This is a genomic window from Endozoicomonas numazuensis, assembly GCF_000722635.1.
In the GTDB taxonomy this organism is placed as follows: domain Bacteria; phylum Pseudomonadota; class Gammaproteobacteria; order Pseudomonadales; family Endozoicomonadaceae; genus Endozoicomonas_A; species Endozoicomonas_A numazuensis.
In genome coordinates, this window is sequence record NZ_JOKH01000003.1 from 300,024 (window position 1) to 318,877 (window position 18,854).

Sequence of the window (18,854 nt, forward strand, 5' to 3'; positions counted from 1 at the left end):
ATATCAACCCTCTTCACTGCCTCTTAAAAAACCCCGTGCACTTTTAAAACATAAAAACCTAAAACATAAAAACCAAAAATAAAACAAACATTTATTTTGTATGGAATAGAAAGAATATTATACGACTTATTCCTGCTACCCTATAATCGCCATCACACAGCAACGGCAATGAATAAATGTGAAGATATTTAAAGGCCTATACCCTTCTTATTTATTCGTTTATCTACTTGTTGTCGTTTAGATTAACTGAAATACTGTTCTGACTACTCCTCTCTCCCCGGGAATACAATAATAATGAATATGGGAAGTCAGTTGGTTTCACCCATCAAAGTATCTGTTTTCAGCGCTCTTCTTGTCTCTCTTTCAGGCTGCGGAGGTGGCGGTGGCGGTGGCGGTGGCGGTGGCGGTGGCGGTGGCGGTGGCGGTGGCGGTGGAGGAAGTGACAGTGGTGATTCAATCTCACCTGCGCCCATTAACAATACTGGAACGGACATAACAAACAGCTTATTTACTGTGCGATCTGCCAATTGCCAAGAATACGTGGGCACGTTCTACTCCAATGTTACCGACATTCAGCGAGCCGTGGCTTTTACAGGCAATCTCACTCTATCCGTTGAAGAGGGTAAATGTCGTTTTACTGCTGATGAAATCCCCAACCATGATTTCAACGATGCATCAGCAAACTTCGCCAATACTGTTCAGGAGCAGAACGGACTGTATGAAGTAACCCCCTCTCCGACTTTTTCCGCCTCTGTCACACCCAGATCCATAGGTATCACTAATGTCATCATGCTGAACGGAGTGTCTATGGATTTACTGGCAGCCGCCTGTTATGACGTAGGCGATGAACCCTTGGGACGGGAGAAAACAGGTTGTGACCAAAGTCAGATTGACAATCCCTGGCGCTACGACCCCATGTCAGCCCTGAACAATTTTGGAACCGACGAGCATAACGCCCATGTTCAGCCAGATGGCAGTTACCATTATCATGGTGATCCGAAAGCGATGTACTTTCAGGATTGTGAATCCCAAGGGCAAGAGTCTCCCGTCATTGGCTTTGCTGCCGACGGTTTTCCAGTTTATGGCCCCTGCTTCAGGGATCCCGCTGACGGAATTGTGCGCAAAGCCAGATCCAGTTTCGTTTTGAAAACCGGTACCCGGGCATTCGTTTCACCTTATACAACACCGGTTGCAGGAAACGGCGTCGTGAGCAGCAACACTTATAATGGTCAATTCACCGGAGATTATGAATACCAGATCAATAGTGGCGATCTGGACGAGTGCAACGGCATGACTCTCAATAATCAGTACGGTTATTACATCACTGACAGTTACCCTTGGGCGATGGCATGCTTCAAAGGAACACCTGACTCTTCGTTCAGCAAAACAGGGCAAGCACTGATCAACTCAATGCATTCACACTGAGCTTATGATTCCTGTCAGCGAGCCATTAAGAGATGTAGCTTAATCGCTACATCTCATGAGCCCATCTGCTTACACATAAACGAACATCTCCTTACAATCACGGTAAATCACAGCATAAATTTGCCTTAATTATCTTCATGCAGCCCTCAGCCCTTGGTAATCCTGACACTTCACATACAAAACAAACTCAAACAAAAGCTTTCAATACAAATCACCTGTTCATACCTAAAAAGCATTAGCAGGCCTAGTGATATTTCTGTATGATTGCAGCGGGTTTGGCAGTATCAACCCACTGCCAGCCGATAAGGACCGGAGAATAATCAGAAGTGTCAAAATCAGGAGTACCGATCCAGGAATAAGCACTCAGAGTCTCACTGTCATGAGCCCATTAAAGTTCACTCAAACTGAGTCAGAAGACCTCAGCAACAAGATGAATATGACATAAAGCTCACGTCAGGCAGACTCAACGGGAATTGCCATTTTTAGCAGGACCCATGAGCGGAGTGTTCCGACTCCATTCATCATCTGCAGTATTTATTCAATAAAGGATAAGACTCCAAGATGATAGGCCTTACGGACAACCCAGGGGAGCTGGCCGGAAGCAGAGAATATCTGGCCTGAAATCCAGTAGAACAGCAACGCCTTTATTATCCGGAAGCCTTTGGCAGCCGGTCAGGGTTCGTTTTGCCCTGAAATACTCATAAGCAGTTTAAAGGTGCAGGATGTGTTACTGGATTTCCGGTCAGAGGTGCAAAGCCTCAGGTTACTCCAAGTCGTAATTTGTTAGCAGAACCCGAAGGTAACATGGAGCATGAGCACTGCAACGTTACAGCCAACCTATAACTATAAGGTTGTCAGGCAGTTTGCCATCATGGCGGTGGTTTGGGCCATCGTTGGGATGGGGGTGGGACTGTTCATCGCTACCCAGATGGTATTCCCTGAACTGAATCTTGATCTACCCTGGACCAGTTTTGGCAGGCTAAGACCCTTACACACAAACGCCGTTATATTTGCATTTGGAGGCTGCGTCCTTTTCGCTACCTCTTACTATGTCGTTCAGAGAACTTGTCAGGCAACACTGGCTTTGCCAAAGTTGGCATCTTTCACGTTCTGGGGCTGGCAGCTGGTCATTGTATTAGCCGCAATCACCCTGCCAATGGGCATGACCTCTACTAAAGAGTATGCCGAGCTTGAATGGCCTATTGATATTCTGATTGCCATTGTCTGGATCAGCTACGCGATTGTGTTCTTTGGCACCATCATGAAGCGCAAGGCAAAGCATATTTATGTAGCCAACTGGTTCTTCGGTGCCTTCATCATCACCGTTGCGATTCTTCACATCGTCAATAGCGCTGCAGTACCCGTCACCCTGACCAAGTCTTACTCCGCTTATGCCGGAGCCATGGACGCTATGATCCAGTGGTGGTATGGCCACAATGCCGTAGGCTTTTTCCTGACTGCCGGCTTCCTGGGGATGATGTACTACTTCGTACCCAAACAGGCTGGTCGCCCGGTTTATTCCTATCGTCTGTCTATCGTACACTTCTGGGCACTGATCGCCATCTACATCTGGGCCGGTCCACACCATCTGCACTATACCGCTCTGCCCGACTGGGCCCAGAGTCTGGGTATGGTTATGTCCCTGATTCTGCTGGCACCTTCCTGGGGCGGTATGATCAACGGCATCATGACGCTGTCCGGCGCGTGGCACAAACTGCGTACCGATCCAATTCTGCGCTTTTTGGTGGTTTCCCTGTCCTTCTACGGCATGTCTACCTTCGAAGGCCCGATGATGGCCATCAAGACTGTTAACGCTCTGTCTCACTACACCGACTGGACCATTGGTCACGTACACTCTGGTGCTCTGGGCTGGGTAGCCATGGTTTCCTTTGGCTCTCTGTACCACCTGATTCCAAGAGTTTGCGGTCGTGAACAGATGTACAGCGTTGGACTGATTAATGCTCACTTCTGGCTGGCCACTATCGGTACCGTTCTGTATGTCGTTGCCATGTGGGTTAACGGTATTACCCAGGGCCTGATGTGGAGAGCAGTAAACAACGATGGCACACTGACTTACAGCTTTATTGAGTCTGTAACCGCCAGCCACTTCGGCTACGTTGTCCGTGCAATCGGTGGCGCCTTCTTTGTAACAGGTGTTCTGATCATGGCTTACAACGTGTTCCGCACTGTCAGACTTGGCAGTGAAAACCAGCAGGAAGGTGAAGTTCAGGCGTCACCTGCACAGACAGCCTGATCCGGGGAGTTCACCATGAGAAAACATGATTTAGTCGAAAAAAATCTTGGTTTGATGGTGGTACTGATCGTAGTCGCCATCAGCTTTGGTGGCCTGGTTGAGATCGTGCCACTGTTTTTCCAGAAGACCACCACTGAGCCAGTGGAAGGCCTGAAGCCTTACACTGCTCTGCAACTGGAAGGTCGTGACATCTACATTCGCGAAGGCTGTGTGGGTTGTCATTCGCAGATGGTTCGCCCTCTGCGTGCTGAAGTAGAGCGTTACGGTCACTACTCTGTAGCCGGTGAATCTGTCTATGAGTATCCGTTCCTTTGGGGCTCCAAGCGTACCGGGCCAGATCTGGCCCGTGTGGGCGGCCGCTACTCTGATGAGTGGCACCGTGCTCACCTGAACAACCCAAGAGACGTTGTGCCTGAATCCATCATGCCATCTTACCCATGGCTGAACCAGAACACTCTGGATGGCAAACTGACTGGCAAAAAAATGGAAGTTCTGAGAAGTCTGGGTGTGCCTTACACCAATGATGACATCGAAGGTGCCTCTGCTGCCGTGAAAGGTCGTACTGAAATGGACGCTGTCGTGGCTTATTTGCAGTCACTGGGCACCGCGCTCCAGAACAAACGGTGACACTCATGGATATTAATGATCTGAGAGGACTGTCCACTGTTTTTGCCATGATCGCCTTTTTGGCGGTCTGTTTCTGGGCATACAGTGGCCGTAAGAAGCACGACTTTGATGAAGCGGCTACATTGCCGTTCGAAGACGACGCAGCACATATAAATACACGAGACGCCCGTGGCGTATCAAGTGCTGAGCACGCAGACAAGGACAAAGGGGCCATACAATGATGAGTAGTTTCTGGAGTGGATGGGTTGTCATCCTTACTCTGGCCTGCCTGGCATTTGTAAGCTATGTGCTGTTTACCACCTGGAGGCAACAGCGCAGCGAAACAACCAACGAAACCACCGGACATGTCTACGACGGCATTGAAGAGTTGGATAACCCCATGCCCAAGTGGTGGCTGGCCCTGTTTATCGCCACGTTTATATTCACGGCCTTCTACCTCTGGCTGTATCCTGGTCTGGGAAATTGGAAAGGCTTTCTGGGCTGGACCTCCACCGGGGAACTGACACGCCATCAGGAAAAGCACAACCGCCGTTATCAGCCTCTGTTCGCGCAGTATGCCAATACTCCGATAGAAGAGCTGGTTAACAACCCAAAGGCCGTCAAAATGGGTGAGCGTATCTTCCTGAATAACTGCGCGCTCTGCCACGGTAGTGATGCTGCAGGTGCCTTCGGCTTTCCTAACCTGACCGATGATGACTGGTTGTATGGCGGCACAGCCGATGCCATCAACACCACCATCATGGAAGGGCGTAACGGGCAGATGCCTGCCTGGGGGGCCGTTATTGGTGAAAAGGGTGTTCGTGACGTAGCTACTTTCATCCGCGCTCAGGCTGGCCTGGTCGACAATGTTGACCCAGCCACAGCTGAAGCCGGCCAAAAGGTATACGACACAACCTGCGCCGTATGCCATAACGCCGATGGTAAGGGCAACCAGCTTCTGGGAGCACCTGACCTGACGGATGACACCTGGCTGTACGGCTCCAGCCAGGCTCAGGTTGAATACACGATTCGTAACGGCCGTAATGGTGTTATGCCTGCCTGGAAAGACATTCTGGGCAAGGAAAAGGTACACCTGGTCTCTACTTACGTATACAGCCTGAATGAAGACAACAAGGAAAAGAAAGAAGAGAAGAACTGAGTTTCTCTGATTCACACCCTTGTCATGAAAACCGCAGCTTCGGCTGCGGTTTTTTTATCTGGACTCTTGTAAACCTCTAACTTCCCTAGTCCTGCTAACTGCTAACTGCTGACTGCTGACTGCTGACTGCTGACTGCTGACTGCTAATCAACAATATATAATCATAAATCCGAAGCATCAGATCCAATGAGGTTCATTTCTACTTCACCTCCAGCACTGCCCCGAACCCTTGCCTCCATTCTGGCTTTTTTCCAGTACATATACTCAACAAAAACATTCATTCCCGTGATCGCTGCAGCGTAACCTAACCATGTGACCATGGTCGCTACGCTGGGAGTAGCTCTGAACCCCAGAGGAGAAAGGATCAAGGCCAGCACCGAATCATCCCCCCAGAAATCATAACCATTCACCACCGTTTTATTGTTTGCATCCCACACAGTAGGTGAGTGCCAATCGGTCAGATCTTCTGTTTCATGGGCCGCTCCGGAAAGCATACCCGCTCCCACCACAGTCAAACCTGCCCGCGCCAGAACCGAAAGGAGATACTGACCTCTGACACATGCAGGACAATGATAATTTTTTACATAGGGCAACTTATCCTTAAATACGACAACTGTCGTGACTATGAAGAAAGCTACAGGAATCAGCGGCATGGCAGAAGCTTCATAATGACCTTTTGACAGTACCTTCAAGGTACCAAAGCCGGCTTCTGCCATCTCTTTCGCGGAATAGATCACGACAGGGAATACCACATAAGACCCCACATCATAGCCACTGGTTGTTCTGGCCACAGGAGAGCCTCCACCAGCTAATCTGCGCGATGCGACACTGTTTGACACCATGTAATTAAAGCGAGCGAAGACGGCTGCACCCAAAAGGTTTGTACCCCACTCGATCAGATCGATCATGGCTTCTGGTATTCCGCTGGAGAATTTATCCAACAACACACCGCCCACCAGCACAACCGTTGCCGTCCCGCCAGCACCTGCGGCAGCGCCAATCATGATTTTTCCCCGATGTTCGGGGTACTCAATCACAAAAGCCCCTATAAAAATCACCTGCTCCATGGATTCTCTTGACCATAGAAAGGTTGTTTTGAGCCATTCCTGACCGGTTACAGAAGTATCGTTCCTGTTGACGCCTTCATCTTCAGAGTCAGAAGATCGCTTATCAAGCTCCAACCCTTCTTCCCTGATGAACCTTTTCATGGCTTTGCGATATTCTTTTTCGGAGGTATGACTCTCCACTTTCATGAGCACCGGCTCTCCCTGCCATTCCAGCTCGATGTTTTCCTTCACTACGCCTGCCTGATCCGGCTTCAGCCCCTCTCTGGGCACTGGAGTAAAAACAATCATCGGAATCTCTGTGGGCTTTTCTGATGACAACGCCAATTGATGATTAGCCTGATTAAGCCTCGCTTGCTCTTCGTCGTATAAAGTCAGGTCATTGGCATAGAGACCTCTACTTAAAGACACTGTCAGAAGAAACATCAACAGCTTTCTGCTCATTGTCTACACCCAGTTGTTCAAGTGATACGACTCCCGTAGAAAAATCCCTGTAGCCTCCCGGCACCCTTATTTATAGATAATCATTCCTATCTGTAAACAATAATGATTTGTGTTTTTTGTAATGCTAATAGCAGAAAAGCGACAAAGGGCAACGACTGAAGTGAGTTCGAATCTATAACTATTAAAGAGATAAAATCTCATCAATATTACAAACGATAACTATTCCTATATATATCTATTCTATCTTTAAGATGAGCAACGGCCGACTGCGTCTTCTTACTGACTTCAAGAGATGCCTTATGAAATTTGATCTTCGTACATGCTCTATAGCATGCAGTCTTTTTTTGTTTTCAATAACGGCAGGAGCAGCCTCAACAGGTTCAACTTCTTCAGTCCAACAGGACACCTCAGTTGATGTCTTGCAACCTGGGAAATCGGCTGGACATAAAGATACGGGCATTGTTAAACGACAGACTACTATTCCTCCGTCTTGTATGGCCATTCCCGATCAAACGGAAAACAGAAATACCTGTCTCAAGTACACTGAAGATCAAATACACCACTTACAGCCAGATCAAAGGCTGGATGATGCTGTTGATGAGCTGCCAGCTAATCATTTGCTGATCATACCCGCCAGACCCCGGACGACTCCCTACGAAATTTCAAAAGCACTGAAGCCAAAAGGAGCCTCTGGACTGATGTCTGATGGCGCCGGTGATGAAGGGTTGTTCTTTATTGCACCCGCCAGCGACTTCGACATCGGTGACGACTCCATCTACTGCCTGCTGGACTTCTCCCAAAACAACAACATTACCGGGCTGGCAATAGACTCCGGCCAATTCAACCTCACAGAAAGTAGCTCATTCAACACGACGACGGCTCCTAAAGTACTGGCTTACAGCAGGGGAAGCAGTCAATTTGATATTTCCAGACTGGGTATGATTGGCAGACCTGGACTGAAAGCGCTGGTTTGGGTAGACAACACGGGGGCTGAAAATATTGCTTCAGAAGGGAAGTACAGGATCAGCAGAAGCTGGTTCGAACTCGAAGGCAATGAGTACGGAGTGCTGCTCGAAGGCGGCCCGGACGAAAACGCCCATAAGGAAGTTGATATTAAGCACAACGTTACACGAGTGACGGAGGAAGCTGCAGGCATGAGTTGCCAGAGAGGTATGCACCTTAAGCACGTGTACGGACAAATAGAGCATAATGATTTCTATATGGATGGCAATAACGCCAATAAAGGGCATACCAGAGCACTTCTTGCATTAGAGAACCTGCACAACGCTTCCAGAACTGAACGCTCCAAAGTAGCCGAAAACTATTTCCACTCTCTTTCTACCACGCGCTGGCCATCGGTTTGTGCCATGCAGTTTCTGCAAACCAGCGACCATGATCTGGAAGTTCATGTCTTTGCCAACAGTATTACCGACAACCTGACTCGGGCCTGCGGTAACAGCCCATCTGTCGGTAAGCAGGTTGAAACTGAGGAAAACTATGGGCCCGTCCCCCTGGAGGAAGTGATTACCTGGGCAGAGTTTTTTGATCCGGGCAGCAGCCCAACCAGCTTGACTGCCTGGCCCAGAATGGGCACCTGCATTACTCCACTGTTTCCTACTCTCAACCTGAACGAAACCATTGAAAATGAGGGAGCTTCTTTCTGGAGCAAGGGCTGTGGTCTTAGCTCAAAAACAAAGCGCGCAGACTTTAATCTGACTCTAAAGTACGATGGACCTAAATGCCCTGATTGCAATAAAAGATCAGATACCTGGAAAGCAGCAGCCATTGCCTCATTCGTTGTTAATGGCCTGCAAGCACTTGGCTACGTTGCCATCGGCATTGTGGCGATCTCTTGCAAAGCCGGTGCTTATACCAAGATCGAGTGAGACCGGGCATCAAAACGTTTTTTTAATTTAAAGCCTGCAGCCAGTCTGTGGGCTTTTGAGCCCCCAAACACACACCTCATCATGACATGCTAAACCTTCTGAACCAGACCGAAAATACAGCAGACCAGGTTTTGATCTCACCTTTTTCTTACACACTGCTAGCCCAACTGCACGGTGCCTTGAATTACGTCACTCAATCCGGAGCTCTGGCCCAATTGCTTCAGGCACAGTGCCCTGCTCAAAGATGCCCGCCTTTTGTCACCATGGAACAATTGAGATTGATTGAGGTGCCACCTGCTGGCTTCATTCCACAGGGTAGCCATCAGTTTCTGATTATACCGGATAATGGCGGCCCCATATGGAAACTGATTATTGATGACAGCAGAGGAGCCGTTCTGGTCATCCGGTTTCTCCCTCGAAGAGAATCAGATAGATAACCAATGTTCTGTATTGCCTTCGTCCAGAAAAACGCCTGAGAATACTTTACGGAATGTCTATACCCCACATATCCAGATCGTCATCGGAATCATCGAGAACGGGTGACAGAACTTCGTTTTTCTACACACTAAGCCGACCTGTTTTACTCCAGAAGATTTTTTTCAATACCTCATGAGCCAGATCGGGAATATCACGCTCCGAGAGATCTTCCCCATCAAAGCTCCACCAATCGAACTGCTGAATCTCTTCAAACAACCCTTCTACATAAAGCTTGATTTCCTGACTATCTAATTCTCGGCTGAGAAGTTCCAGCTGACCTTCGCCCCATTTTGACAGCACTTTCTTTGGCACTCTCTGCAACACCCCCTTGGAAAGCCACCTCTCCGGGTAAATAGGGCTGTGCAAGTCCCAACTGATCACTGTTTGCAGGATATTCCAATGTTATCCGTTCACCTTGAACCCTGATAACAGAACCATCATTTGACGAACTAACTTTCTGAGAAACAAGAGTGCTCGAAGCTGACGAGTGAGTCAGAGAACCTTTTGAACTTTCACTCATTTCATCACCTTCCTCATACTCTTCGACCAGTACACCCAACTTTCGATCATTCGCCCCCTTAATAAACGACTCAGGTATTTCTTCTCCCCGCAATGACCTGATGGTGGGCTTAACCGACAAAATGTCTTTCGATGACTTCCGCTTACTGGTGCCCTCGGTATTCACACCACTTTTTTCCCGAGCCCTGCCTTTGGCTGTACCCTCCCGATTGGGTAGCCACATAACCGGGATAGGCTGTTCTACAAACGTTTCTATATAGTGCCCGAACGGAAAATGCTCTTTTCTGTTCGAAGTTCAGCCTTCATAAGCCAGATATTTGAATAATCGATCAATAGACTTTCTGATTTGCCAGTTTCATCGTAATTTTCTTACCAAACTCGTCATTTCTGCAATTTCAAGACAAGCGACGACCTCAGTCTTTACTGATTTTATTCTTTTTTCGAATTAACCGTCAGTGCTTTCAGCCACAGAGTCGAAGTTGTCGTTTTTTTGCGCTCTTTCGTTCTATTTTCTGAAGCTCTGCCCCCATCTTCTGAAAATTCCTGGCAAGAACTCCGAGAGCAACATAGCGTTTCAGTCCATCTATTCCGTGATCCGCGCATTTATCCAACCCGTGAGACTCAAGTGCATTGATCGCTGATTCTACCGCCGAGTGCTTTCTTTTAGCCGCTTTGAATTCCGGGTCGTTTTCCCGCTCCTGCTCGGCCCGGGTTCGTCGTCCCTTTTTTGGTAATACGACCATAGTAAGGTATTTAAGCAAATCTTTTTGGTTGGATGGTGAGTGAAACCCTTTATCAAAACTGCAAACGCTCAAAGATGGAAAGGCGGCTTTGGTTGCCCGGATGATCGGAACGGCAGCCTTTTCATCGGTTTCTTTTTCCATGACCCGATGGTTCAGAATAAAACCATACTGGTCTTCGACAATCGCCAAACGGACGCCAAGCTCAACCGGAACACCTGCTTTACCTTTATTGATCCACTCAGTATGCGGCTGAAAGAGCGAGAATACTTTTTCATCATGAGGGATTTTTTCATGGTCGATCAATCGACGTTTAACATGATCCACCTGCCGCTTACCATGATCGATAAACTTCTGGATAGAACTGTATTTATTCGCTGGACATATCGTAATGAACGCCTTGTCCTGAAGTGTTTCTTCAGCTCTGTTAATCAATGCCTGACTGCCATTCAGGTAGTTCTGACAGGCTTGTCGGATTTCCTTGTCCCTTTGAAGTTTTTTGGCAGGATCTTTCGAAGTAGAGTGTCGTAATATCTGTACACGACGATACATTTTTTTCAACTGATTCAGGTTGTATTGCCACTGTCGCCAACCACTTACCTCAGCCCTGGCTGCAAAGCGTGCAGTAAGAACAACGACAGTTCTGACTGCATCAAACAAAAGGTTGAGATCTGTCGGGAAATGAACATCGGTTTCTAAAACATAAGAGTCACAGCGACCTCTCAGCGGATCTTCTTTTTTTTTCCAACTATTTTATGGCCTTCAGCCACAACGACTTCATTAATCTGATTGAGCAGTTCGGGGGTTAAAAGTGAGACGTTATCCTTAATCGTCTGGAGCTTATATTCATACAGGTCATACATCCCGTGACCGAGCATTGCCCGGATGGTGGCGTGTTGGTTGGCCATTTCCCGAAGCCGGTCATAGTTCCAATCAAGATTTAACCGGAGTACACCCAGAACAAGGATCTTCCACAGCTGCATTCCTGGTCGCCCCCTGTCAGGGCTGATATTTTCAGGGACAGCCTGCTCCAGAAGAGAAAAGACTAAATCCCGGGCTTCGGCATTCAAATAGAGGTGTTGTAAGCCAAGCAGGATCTGGGGAATATCATCACGGGACCGATGATCGAGTTCAATGCTACCAATATCCACTTCACCGATCTGAAGTTGTCTGGATTGTACCTGTCGCATGATTATTTTTGAGCCGAAGAATGAAGGAAATAGACATGATTAGGGCTATTCTAGCGTTAAAAGCCAAGCTTTAGGAAAAACTTCATACGGTAAATATGACGTAGACGTCTTGATCTATAAGCTATTCGAGGATTTTCGTTCAGGCACTATATAAGAGAACTGCCCTGTTTGAGACTTGACTATCTGCTGATCCAAGTCTCGCTGGTAAGCCTTAATATTACGTTTCAAAACCAGCTGCTTGTTGTCCCGCGCGAAAACCTCAGTCGTGTGTTTAAAAACCGGTTGCCGGTTATTTCCAAACAGCTTACTGATACCATATTCCAGGGCTTTGCCCATGACGCCATTAAAGGCTGTCACCATAAACTGCTTCAGGGCTTTATCTTTATAGAGATAGTAACGACTGTCTCTTTCATTCTGAGCGACATGAGAGCCCGGCAATGATACATTTGCGCTGCTGTGCCCCAGAGAGAAACAGCCATCGCTGGAAAACAGGATGCCTTCTTTTGGCAAATTCCATTGCATGCCATCCATATCCAATGACAAACAGCCTTCTTTACCCTTTACCAGGGTAAAACGGTCATCGAACTCATCGTCAAATGTCTCTGATGACAAAGATCCCATTTCCACACGAATAACTTCATTCTCCACGGCTACATCAGGATGAGCTGACAGCCACTGCGCAATATGTGCCATCCATTCAGGACTGATAGTCGCCTGATAGAGCTCATCAGAATCTTCCAGCTCCGAGAGATTCAGCAGATAGGGTTCTATCCATCTCCGGGGCGACGCTTCTTCAAACAGCACCTGAGTTGTATCGTTACCACCCACCTGATGCACTTCCATCTTCAATGTTCGCTCCAAGAGCCTGCTTGTTGCTGACTCAGACTCTTCATCTTCTATATCAAAGCCCGACAGTCTGAGGTACTGGCCATTTCTGGATAACACTTTCGCCAGATCCAGATACTCATCATCACCATAATCTGAGTCAGATATTCCGGTTTGCCAGAGAGAATGGATTCGATACTGCATATTGAATGGCAAAACTCCGACAATCACCTGTATCAACAAAGGGGCCCGCTTGCGATCTTGAAAAGGCAGGGTATGGAAAACCGGCTGAAGTTGACGACTGCTCTGAACCAGAGCTACCCCGTCACTGCAGAGGAAGGCAAAATCCGTGAAAGCCAGACCCGCAAAAAGCAATCTGGCCATGGGAGCACTGTGAGGCGAATGCTGACTGACCGTATTGATGACCATGAGTATTGGGAACAGTGAGGTCAGCGAACAAAACCAGGTCGAGACAGTAGACCTGTGATAGTCGATAACAGCATTGGAACTGGCCTTCTCCCACCAAAGACTGCCATTTTCATACTCTTCATAGACACCCTCTGGCAGCTCAACAACTCTTATTGCCTCATCCCTGGCATAGACGTTGCTAAAGCCTAACAGTGTCAGCACTACAAACAGACCAACTCTCATCTGAAAACTACATCTCTACAGTGAATTCGGAGTAAAGATAAATATAATTTAATATTTTTAATGTGAGCGGAATTTATTTCAAAATCCTATTAAATGACCAGATGCACTGATTGACCCACCTCCCCCATCGATTGAAATAAAAAAAAAGCCCTTACGCAGGGCATAAGGGCTTTATAAGCTACATCAGGAATTCAATTAATCTATATCGTTTTCTCCAATCAAGCCTGTACGCCACATGTAAATGATCCACTGGTAAGGTATCTCAATAATGGCGGGGCCATCATAGTCTTCGACAGGTCTTTGTCCCTCTCCATCCCACTCATCATCACCTATTTCAGGTATGTTCCCCGCATTGAGCGCCGCTTGCTCTTTGCCTTTAACACCTGCCGCTCTGGAGGCTTTGAGGAATCGATTCCAGTTTTCAGGCTCCACTTTATAGCCAAAGACTTCCACTTCTTCTTTAACTTCGTCAATGACAACATGATCACCCTGACGCTTTTGCAGAAGCTTTTCACGAATAGCATTGACCTGATCTCGTGTGGGCCTGGGCTTCAACCTTGGTGGCTTTGGTTTAACCGGTGGCGGAGCCTGCCTTTGGTTAACTTGACCCATTGCAACATTGACAGGCTCAACGGGTGGAACATCCTGATCCACAGAGGGCTGTTGCTGTTGACGCTCAAATGCTTCGAGCTTTTTCCTTCTAGCCTCAAGAATATCGCCCATAGCACTCACCACATCATCCATACCGTTTTTACTCTTCGGTTGATTGGCTTTAGCAGTCTGATCTGCAGCTAGCTGAGCCTTGGGTTTGATTTTGATCTTTAACCCTGTCTGAACTTTCACCTCTGGTGGCGGTGGAGGTGGTGGTACTGCCCCAGTTGGAGGTGCAGGTATACCCTGCTTCTGCCCCCCTGCTGTATTGTCTTTTTCAGGTTGGGGTTCATCGGGTATTGTTTTCTTCCCTACAACGACCAATTTAGGTCTGGCAGATGTAACCTCCTCATTTTTCTCATCGTCAAATTCAAAGTCATCATCACTTTCATCGTCTGAATCCCCGCCCCTGTGCATTGCCTTATTATGGGCTTCCAGTTTCTTTTCAAACTCGCTCACCTTTTTTTCTTTAAGAGGTTTTATCTCGTCTCTCTTCTTCAGTTGAATACCTTTTGCAAGTTCAGCACCAAGCCCTACCCTTTTCTCTACTTCGGCAAGCACCAGGTGATCTTGCAACCCCAAGCTTTTCGCGACCACTTTAGCTACGTTGGCAGGAGGTTTCGCTATGGGAGCAGGTATCACTTCATTACCAGTAATATCTTTTGCTGGGATGTCTTTAGGTGGAACAAATTCAGTGACCGGCACTGAGACAGCCTTTCTGTTTTGCCAGCCCATATATGCTTTGTGCCCTTGACTGACACCATTCATGAACAACCAGTTAATACCCGCCACCTGGATCTTCTTAAGTACTGTCCACTTCAGGAATGTACTCTCAGCTTCATAATGGTTGTAGGTATAACTCTTTGAAACATCATGCTCAGCATGACGCGGGATATCTTTACGCCCAATGGAGAGGCAATGCTGATCATGGGCCATCAGCAGAACGCCAGATGCTGGCAACCGACCCACCATAGACCCCATATCCAATTGCAAACAGCCAGATTCTGCATCTTTCACCAACATGTTGTTCACACCCAGCTCATCCTCTTCAAGCAAGGGGCCTGGCTGCTCAGGCATTTCTCCCAAACCAGAGAGGTCTTCATCCAGAGCTGCATGATAGTCACCCATCAGCTTCCAGTTTTGAGGCTTTGTCAGCCAATCAGCCACGTGCCCGATCCAGAGCGGAGAGATTGCAGAAATATATTGCCTGTCCAACTCCGCACCGGATGCAGTGTTCAGGGACAGCTCCTGCCATGGCAAGGATGGGCTGCCACTAAAATCAACATGGTAGAGTAATTCCCGGTTCAAATTCTGAAAGATCGATACCGACAGATCACTGTCTCTGGCCAGCTCATCCCTTAATGAGGAATGTTCTTCAGGCTCCTCTTCCATCGGAGTTAAAGTCAGATAAACCCCTCTTTTGTAAAGGATTTTGGCCAGTTTTAAATATTCGTCGTCAATGTACCGTAAGTCACTGGCTTCCTCGTCATACAGGCTGAAAACGGTGTAATGAACACTGCCTATAGCATGCTGGTTCAACAGTATCAGCAGAGGCGGTTCTTTCCTGTCTCTGAAAGGAATCTGCCAGATCCCTCTCTCAGGCTGACCAGACAGGCTATAAACCTTATAGGCCTGCTTGGCCGTTAAACCAAGATCAACCAGAAAGCCGAACGTCGTCAGAAGACTGATGGCTTTCATTTCAAAGGGAGTATATCCGCCGAGCATGGCAGTAACCCCACCCATGAGAACATAGGTGGTGATTGAATAAAGATAACTGTAAAGAGCAGAAGACTGATAATAATCAACCTGTCTGGCTTCAGCACCGTTCCAATACACCCATCCATCAGGAGCTTTTTGCAAAACCCCCAGAGGCAACTGGATTCGTTCTTTGGGGTTAACAGAATGAGTGCCTGCCTCCCCCTTTGTGGCTGCTATATTTTGCACGACAGTAGTCGAATCAACTTCAGCATTAGCGCCAATACTGACACCACAGACAAGCAGCAGCGCTGCCAAGAGCACAGTTTTCATGCGGCTGGACGTCTCTACTTTGTAATCACACGAAGAGAGAAGAGTATAGTTAGAGATTATTCATTTAGCCGTGCTCTTTTATTCATGAACCAGACACCATCAAAAAAACCCTCGCTGGTAAATATATATAGACGACAACAAACCATGAATAATTACTTGAATAAATAGATAGTATTTAACTGTAAATACAGAATAAACATAAGAACTATTATAAAACTGACGGTTAATTTTTTAGAGCATACCCCTTTATTTTCTAAAACAAGTTATTTTCTAAAACAAGAAATCCACTTAAAATCTTTTGTAAACGACATATCGCATTTAAATGAACAGCCATGGTTTACTCTATTAAAGTAAACTATGGCAAATAAAATTCGTTATAAATATATATTCTAATTAGCTTAAACCTCTACACCAAACTCATCATTCTGTATTGCCGCAGTAACAAACCACTAAGAAACAAATGGTTCCCGCAGCTTTATTCAAAAGAAAAATTAAAATGATTATTTATTCACATTAATTTTTAACCTGGTTACACAAAAAATATTGATAGATTGGTTCACTTTTTTTGATCGGGCTATCCCGCTATGTCATGGCCAAATCACTGACACTTACCGTAAAAAAAGGTAAGATAGCGGCGATTTCCCAATAGCATCCTATAAAAGCAGCGATAACGGATGCAGTTCGAAGGACCGATTCTCATATTCAGGGGTAGAATTCAGTTCAATGGACGACCTATAACGACAATCAGGGCAGTGACGTGATATGCCAGAGTCAGACCAACCAAACTATTCCAATGAACCGGAACTGATTGACCTGTATCAAAAGCCGGACAAGATTTACACACGCAGTTTTAAGGGGTATTTCCGTAATCTCAGGCTCGCAGGCGGGGCTTTTTTGTTCCTCTTGTATTTTGGTACAGCCTGGTTGAACTGGGGGGGCCGCCAGGCGGTTCTTTTTGACTTACCTGAGCGAAAGTTCCACATATTCTCCGCCACATTCTGGCCACAAGATTTTATTCTGTTGTCATGGTTGCTGATCATCTGTGCCTTTGGCCTCTTCGCCATTACCGTTTTTGCCGGCCGTATCTGGTGTGGATACACCTGCCCCCAGAGCGTATTCACCTGGGTATTCATGTGGGCAGAAAAAATCACGGAAGGTGACCGAAACCAGAGAATGCGTCGGGACAAAGGGCCTATATCAGTCGGCAAGATTTTGCGAAAACTCGCCAAACATGGTATCTGGCTCGGAGTCTCTGTCGCCACAGCCATTACTTTTGTCGGTTATTTCACCCCAATCAGGGACCTTGTGCCGGATATGTTGTCCTGGCAGGTGAATGCCTCAGCCCTTTTCTGGCTGGGTTTCTTTACCGTTGCCACATACGCCAATGCGGGCTGGTTAAGGGAAATGGTTTGTCTGCACATGTGCCCCTACGCTCGTTTTCAGAGTGTTATGTTTGACCGGGACACACTGGTTGTAGCCTACGATTACAACCGTGGCGAGAGTCGGGGGTCACGCAAACGGGGTGTAGACCCAAAAAGTCAGGGGCTCGGTGACTGTATTGACTGCAGCGTCTGTGTTCAGGTGTGTCCTACGGGTATCGACATCCGTAATGGCCTGCAGATTGGCTGCATTGGCTGTGCGGCCTGCATTGACGCCTGTGATGACATCATGGACAAGATGAATTATGAGAAAGGATTGATTCGCTACACCACTGACAGTGAGCTGTCAGGAAAGAAAACGCATTTCCTGCGACCACAGCTGTTGATTTATACCGGTCTGCTAGTAGCGATGATAGGTCTGTTTATCTGGAGTCTGAGCAGTCGCTCGGCATTGGAGCTGGATGTTCTCAGAGATCGCAACCAGCTATATCGCACCTCATCGGATGGCAGCATTGAGAATACTTACACTCTGAAACTGGCCAACAAAGATCAGCGCCCATTAAGCATGACCGTCAAGGTAAAAGATATGGGAAGCCTGAGTTCCAGAAGCGATATGCACTTTACGGTCAATGCCGGAGAAGTGGCACAACACGTAGTCCGGCTGGCTCTTCCTGCGGAATCTCTCGATTCCGGCAGTAGAGACATTGAATTTATAATCAGTACTGATCAGCCGGATATCCCGCCTGTAACAGCCGAAAGTCGATTTATTGCCCCTTAGGAGTCAGACCGAGAATAGAAAGGTTGAGCACTATTCCGGGTTACCCTGCAGGCAATGAAGAGGACAGACTGGCATCAAGGAGACTGACCGGGTATAACCTGACCAGCCTCCAGCCAAACTGAAGACAGGTAAAAACAACTATGAGCCTTGTAAAGAATGAACCCATTACCCGCTGGTACCAGGAGCCCTGGGTCTGGGCAATTCTGGGAGTACTGGCGGTCACCTTTATCTGGGGTAGTTACCGAATTTACTACGCCTTCCAGATTCAGGACAGCGTGGTCGTGGATGACTACTACAAGACCGGTAAATTGATCAATACCGATCTGACCCGTGACACCAACGCCCAAGACCTGAAAATTCGCGCCAATATGCTGATTGATGACCTGACGGGTGAGGTAAGAATCACCTTGCAAGGGGATATCAGTGACTGGCCCAAACAATTAAGACTGAGCCTGCTTTCTCCGGTTTTTGCCGATAGAGACAAGGTCATTCTTGTCAATCGCTCCATCACCCGGGATGAATCGACTCAGATTTATGTGGGTCAGGTAGACGAAGCGGTTGAAGGTAAAACCTATGTCCAGCTGGAAACTCTGGATGAGCACATCCCTGAAGTTGGCTATGAAACGGGCTGGCGACTGAACCAACCACTGGTTCTGAAAACTGGAGTTACCAGTGAACTTTTACCTCGTGGCAGCTCGAAACAACCCTGAACATGCCTGTATCCAGCCGAGAGTCTGACTTCCCGTGCATTCACAGTTGTTACAGATATTCGCCATGA

General features: G+C 47.4%; 14 protein-coding genes. 9 read left to right on the forward strand and 5 right to left on the reverse strand.

What is annotated here, in order from left to right; genetic code table 11:
- Window positions 1-294 precede the first annotated feature (294 nt).
- The 5 genes from GZ78_RS14180 (at window position 295) to ccoP (ending at window position 5,444) form a co-directional block, all read left to right on the forward strand.
- Window positions 295-1,425: a YHYH protein gene (locus tag GZ78_RS14180; protein ID WP_201772716.1), complete on the forward strand. Its 1,131-nt coding sequence runs from the start codon at window positions 295-297 to the stop codon at window positions 1,423-1,425.
- Between the two features lie 811 nt (window positions 1,426-2,236).
- Window positions 2,237-3,679, forward strand: a complete 1,443-nt coding sequence (ccoN, locus tag GZ78_RS14190) for a cytochrome-c oxidase, cbb3-type subunit I (RefSeq protein WP_034837274.1) — start codon at window positions 2,237-2,239, stop codon at window positions 3,677-3,679.
- Between the two features lie 15 nt (window positions 3,680-3,694).
- On the forward strand, window positions 3,695-4,306 hold the full coding sequence (ccoO, locus tag GZ78_RS14195) for a cytochrome-c oxidase, cbb3-type subunit II (protein WP_034837277.1): 612 nt from the start codon (window positions 3,695-3,697) through the stop codon (window positions 4,304-4,306).
- Window positions 4,307-4,311: 5 nt separating this feature from the next.
- Complete coding sequence (locus tag GZ78_RS14200) at window positions 4,312-4,527, forward strand: CcoQ/FixQ family Cbb3-type cytochrome c oxidase assembly chaperone (RefSeq protein ID WP_034838313.1); 216 nt, start codon at window positions 4,312-4,314, stop codon at window positions 4,525-4,527.
- On the forward strand, window positions 4,524-5,444 hold the full coding sequence (ccoP, locus tag GZ78_RS14205) for a cytochrome-c oxidase, cbb3-type subunit III (protein WP_330217612.1): 921 nt from the start codon (window positions 4,524-4,526) through the stop codon (window positions 5,442-5,444). Before GZ78_RS14200 ends, ccoP begins: the two co-directional genes overlap by 4 nt.
- 161 nt (window positions 5,445-5,605) lie before the next feature.
- Here the strand turns inward: ccoP and GZ78_RS14210 are convergent, their stop codons facing one another.
- Window positions 5,606-6,952 carry a hypothetical protein gene (locus tag GZ78_RS14210; protein WP_034837280.1) on the reverse strand — a complete coding sequence of 449 codons (1,347 nt, stop codon included), beginning with the start codon at window positions 6,950-6,952 and terminating at the stop codon, window positions 5,606-5,608.
- A 419-nt stretch (window positions 6,953-7,371) separates the two neighbouring features.
- Here GZ78_RS14210 and GZ78_RS14215 point away from each other — a divergent pair, with 419 nt between their 5' ends.
- The gene (locus GZ78_RS14215) at window positions 7,372-8,838 is read left to right on the forward strand and encodes a hypothetical protein (RefSeq protein WP_152558734.1); all 1,467 of its coding nucleotides are present in this window, start codon (window positions 7,372-7,374) and stop codon (window positions 8,836-8,838) included.
- Between the two features lie 131 nt (window positions 8,839-8,969).
- Window positions 8,970-9,275, forward strand: a complete 306-nt coding sequence (locus GZ78_RS14220) for a hypothetical protein (protein ID WP_152558735.1) — start codon at window positions 8,970-8,972, stop codon at window positions 9,273-9,275.
- Window positions 9,276-9,396: 121 nt separating this feature from the next.
- Here GZ78_RS14220 and GZ78_RS28945 read toward each other — a convergent pair whose 3' ends face one another.
- From GZ78_RS28945 to GZ78_RS14245, 4 genes are all read right to left on the reverse strand, one after another.
- Complete coding sequence (locus tag GZ78_RS28945; protein ID WP_236631570.1) at window positions 9,397-9,627, reverse strand: hypothetical protein; 231 nt, start codon at window positions 9,625-9,627, stop codon at window positions 9,397-9,399.
- Window positions 9,628-10,295: 668 nt separating this feature from the next.
- Window positions 10,296-11,764, reverse strand: a protein-coding gene (locus GZ78_RS14230; RefSeq protein ID WP_407919779.1) for an ISNCY-like element ISEnu1 family transposase whose coding sequence is annotated in 2 segments (ribosomal slippage) — window positions 10,296-11,320 and window positions 11,320-11,764 — 1,470 coding nt in all. Because the reading frame shifts where the segments join, the coding sequence is not laid out codon by codon here.
- A gap of 114 nt (window positions 11,765-11,878) precedes the next feature.
- A complete protein-coding gene (locus GZ78_RS14240; RefSeq protein ID WP_034837292.1) occupies window positions 11,879-13,240 on the reverse strand; it encodes a hypothetical protein in 1,362 nt (453 codons plus the stop codon).
- Between the two features lie 195 nt (window positions 13,241-13,435).
- On the reverse strand, window positions 13,436-15,919 hold the full coding sequence (locus GZ78_RS14245) for a hypothetical protein (protein WP_034837295.1): 2,484 nt from the start codon (window positions 15,917-15,919) through the stop codon (window positions 13,436-13,438).
- A gap of 762 nt (window positions 15,920-16,681) precedes the next feature.
- Between GZ78_RS14245 and ccoG the strand changes: the two genes are divergently transcribed.
- The gene (gene ccoG / locus GZ78_RS14250; protein ID WP_051786192.1) at window positions 16,682-18,076 is read left to right on the forward strand and encodes a cytochrome c oxidase accessory protein CcoG; all 1,395 of its coding nucleotides are present in this window, start codon (window positions 16,682-16,684) and stop codon (window positions 18,074-18,076) included.
- A gap of 140 nt (window positions 18,077-18,216) precedes the next feature.
- Window positions 18,217-18,786 (forward strand): FixH family protein, encoded by a 570-nt coding sequence (locus GZ78_RS14255; RefSeq protein WP_034837298.1) that lies wholly within the window; start codon window positions 18,217-18,219, stop codon window positions 18,784-18,786.
- The last annotated feature ends 68 nt before the right edge of the window (window positions 18,787-18,854 follow it).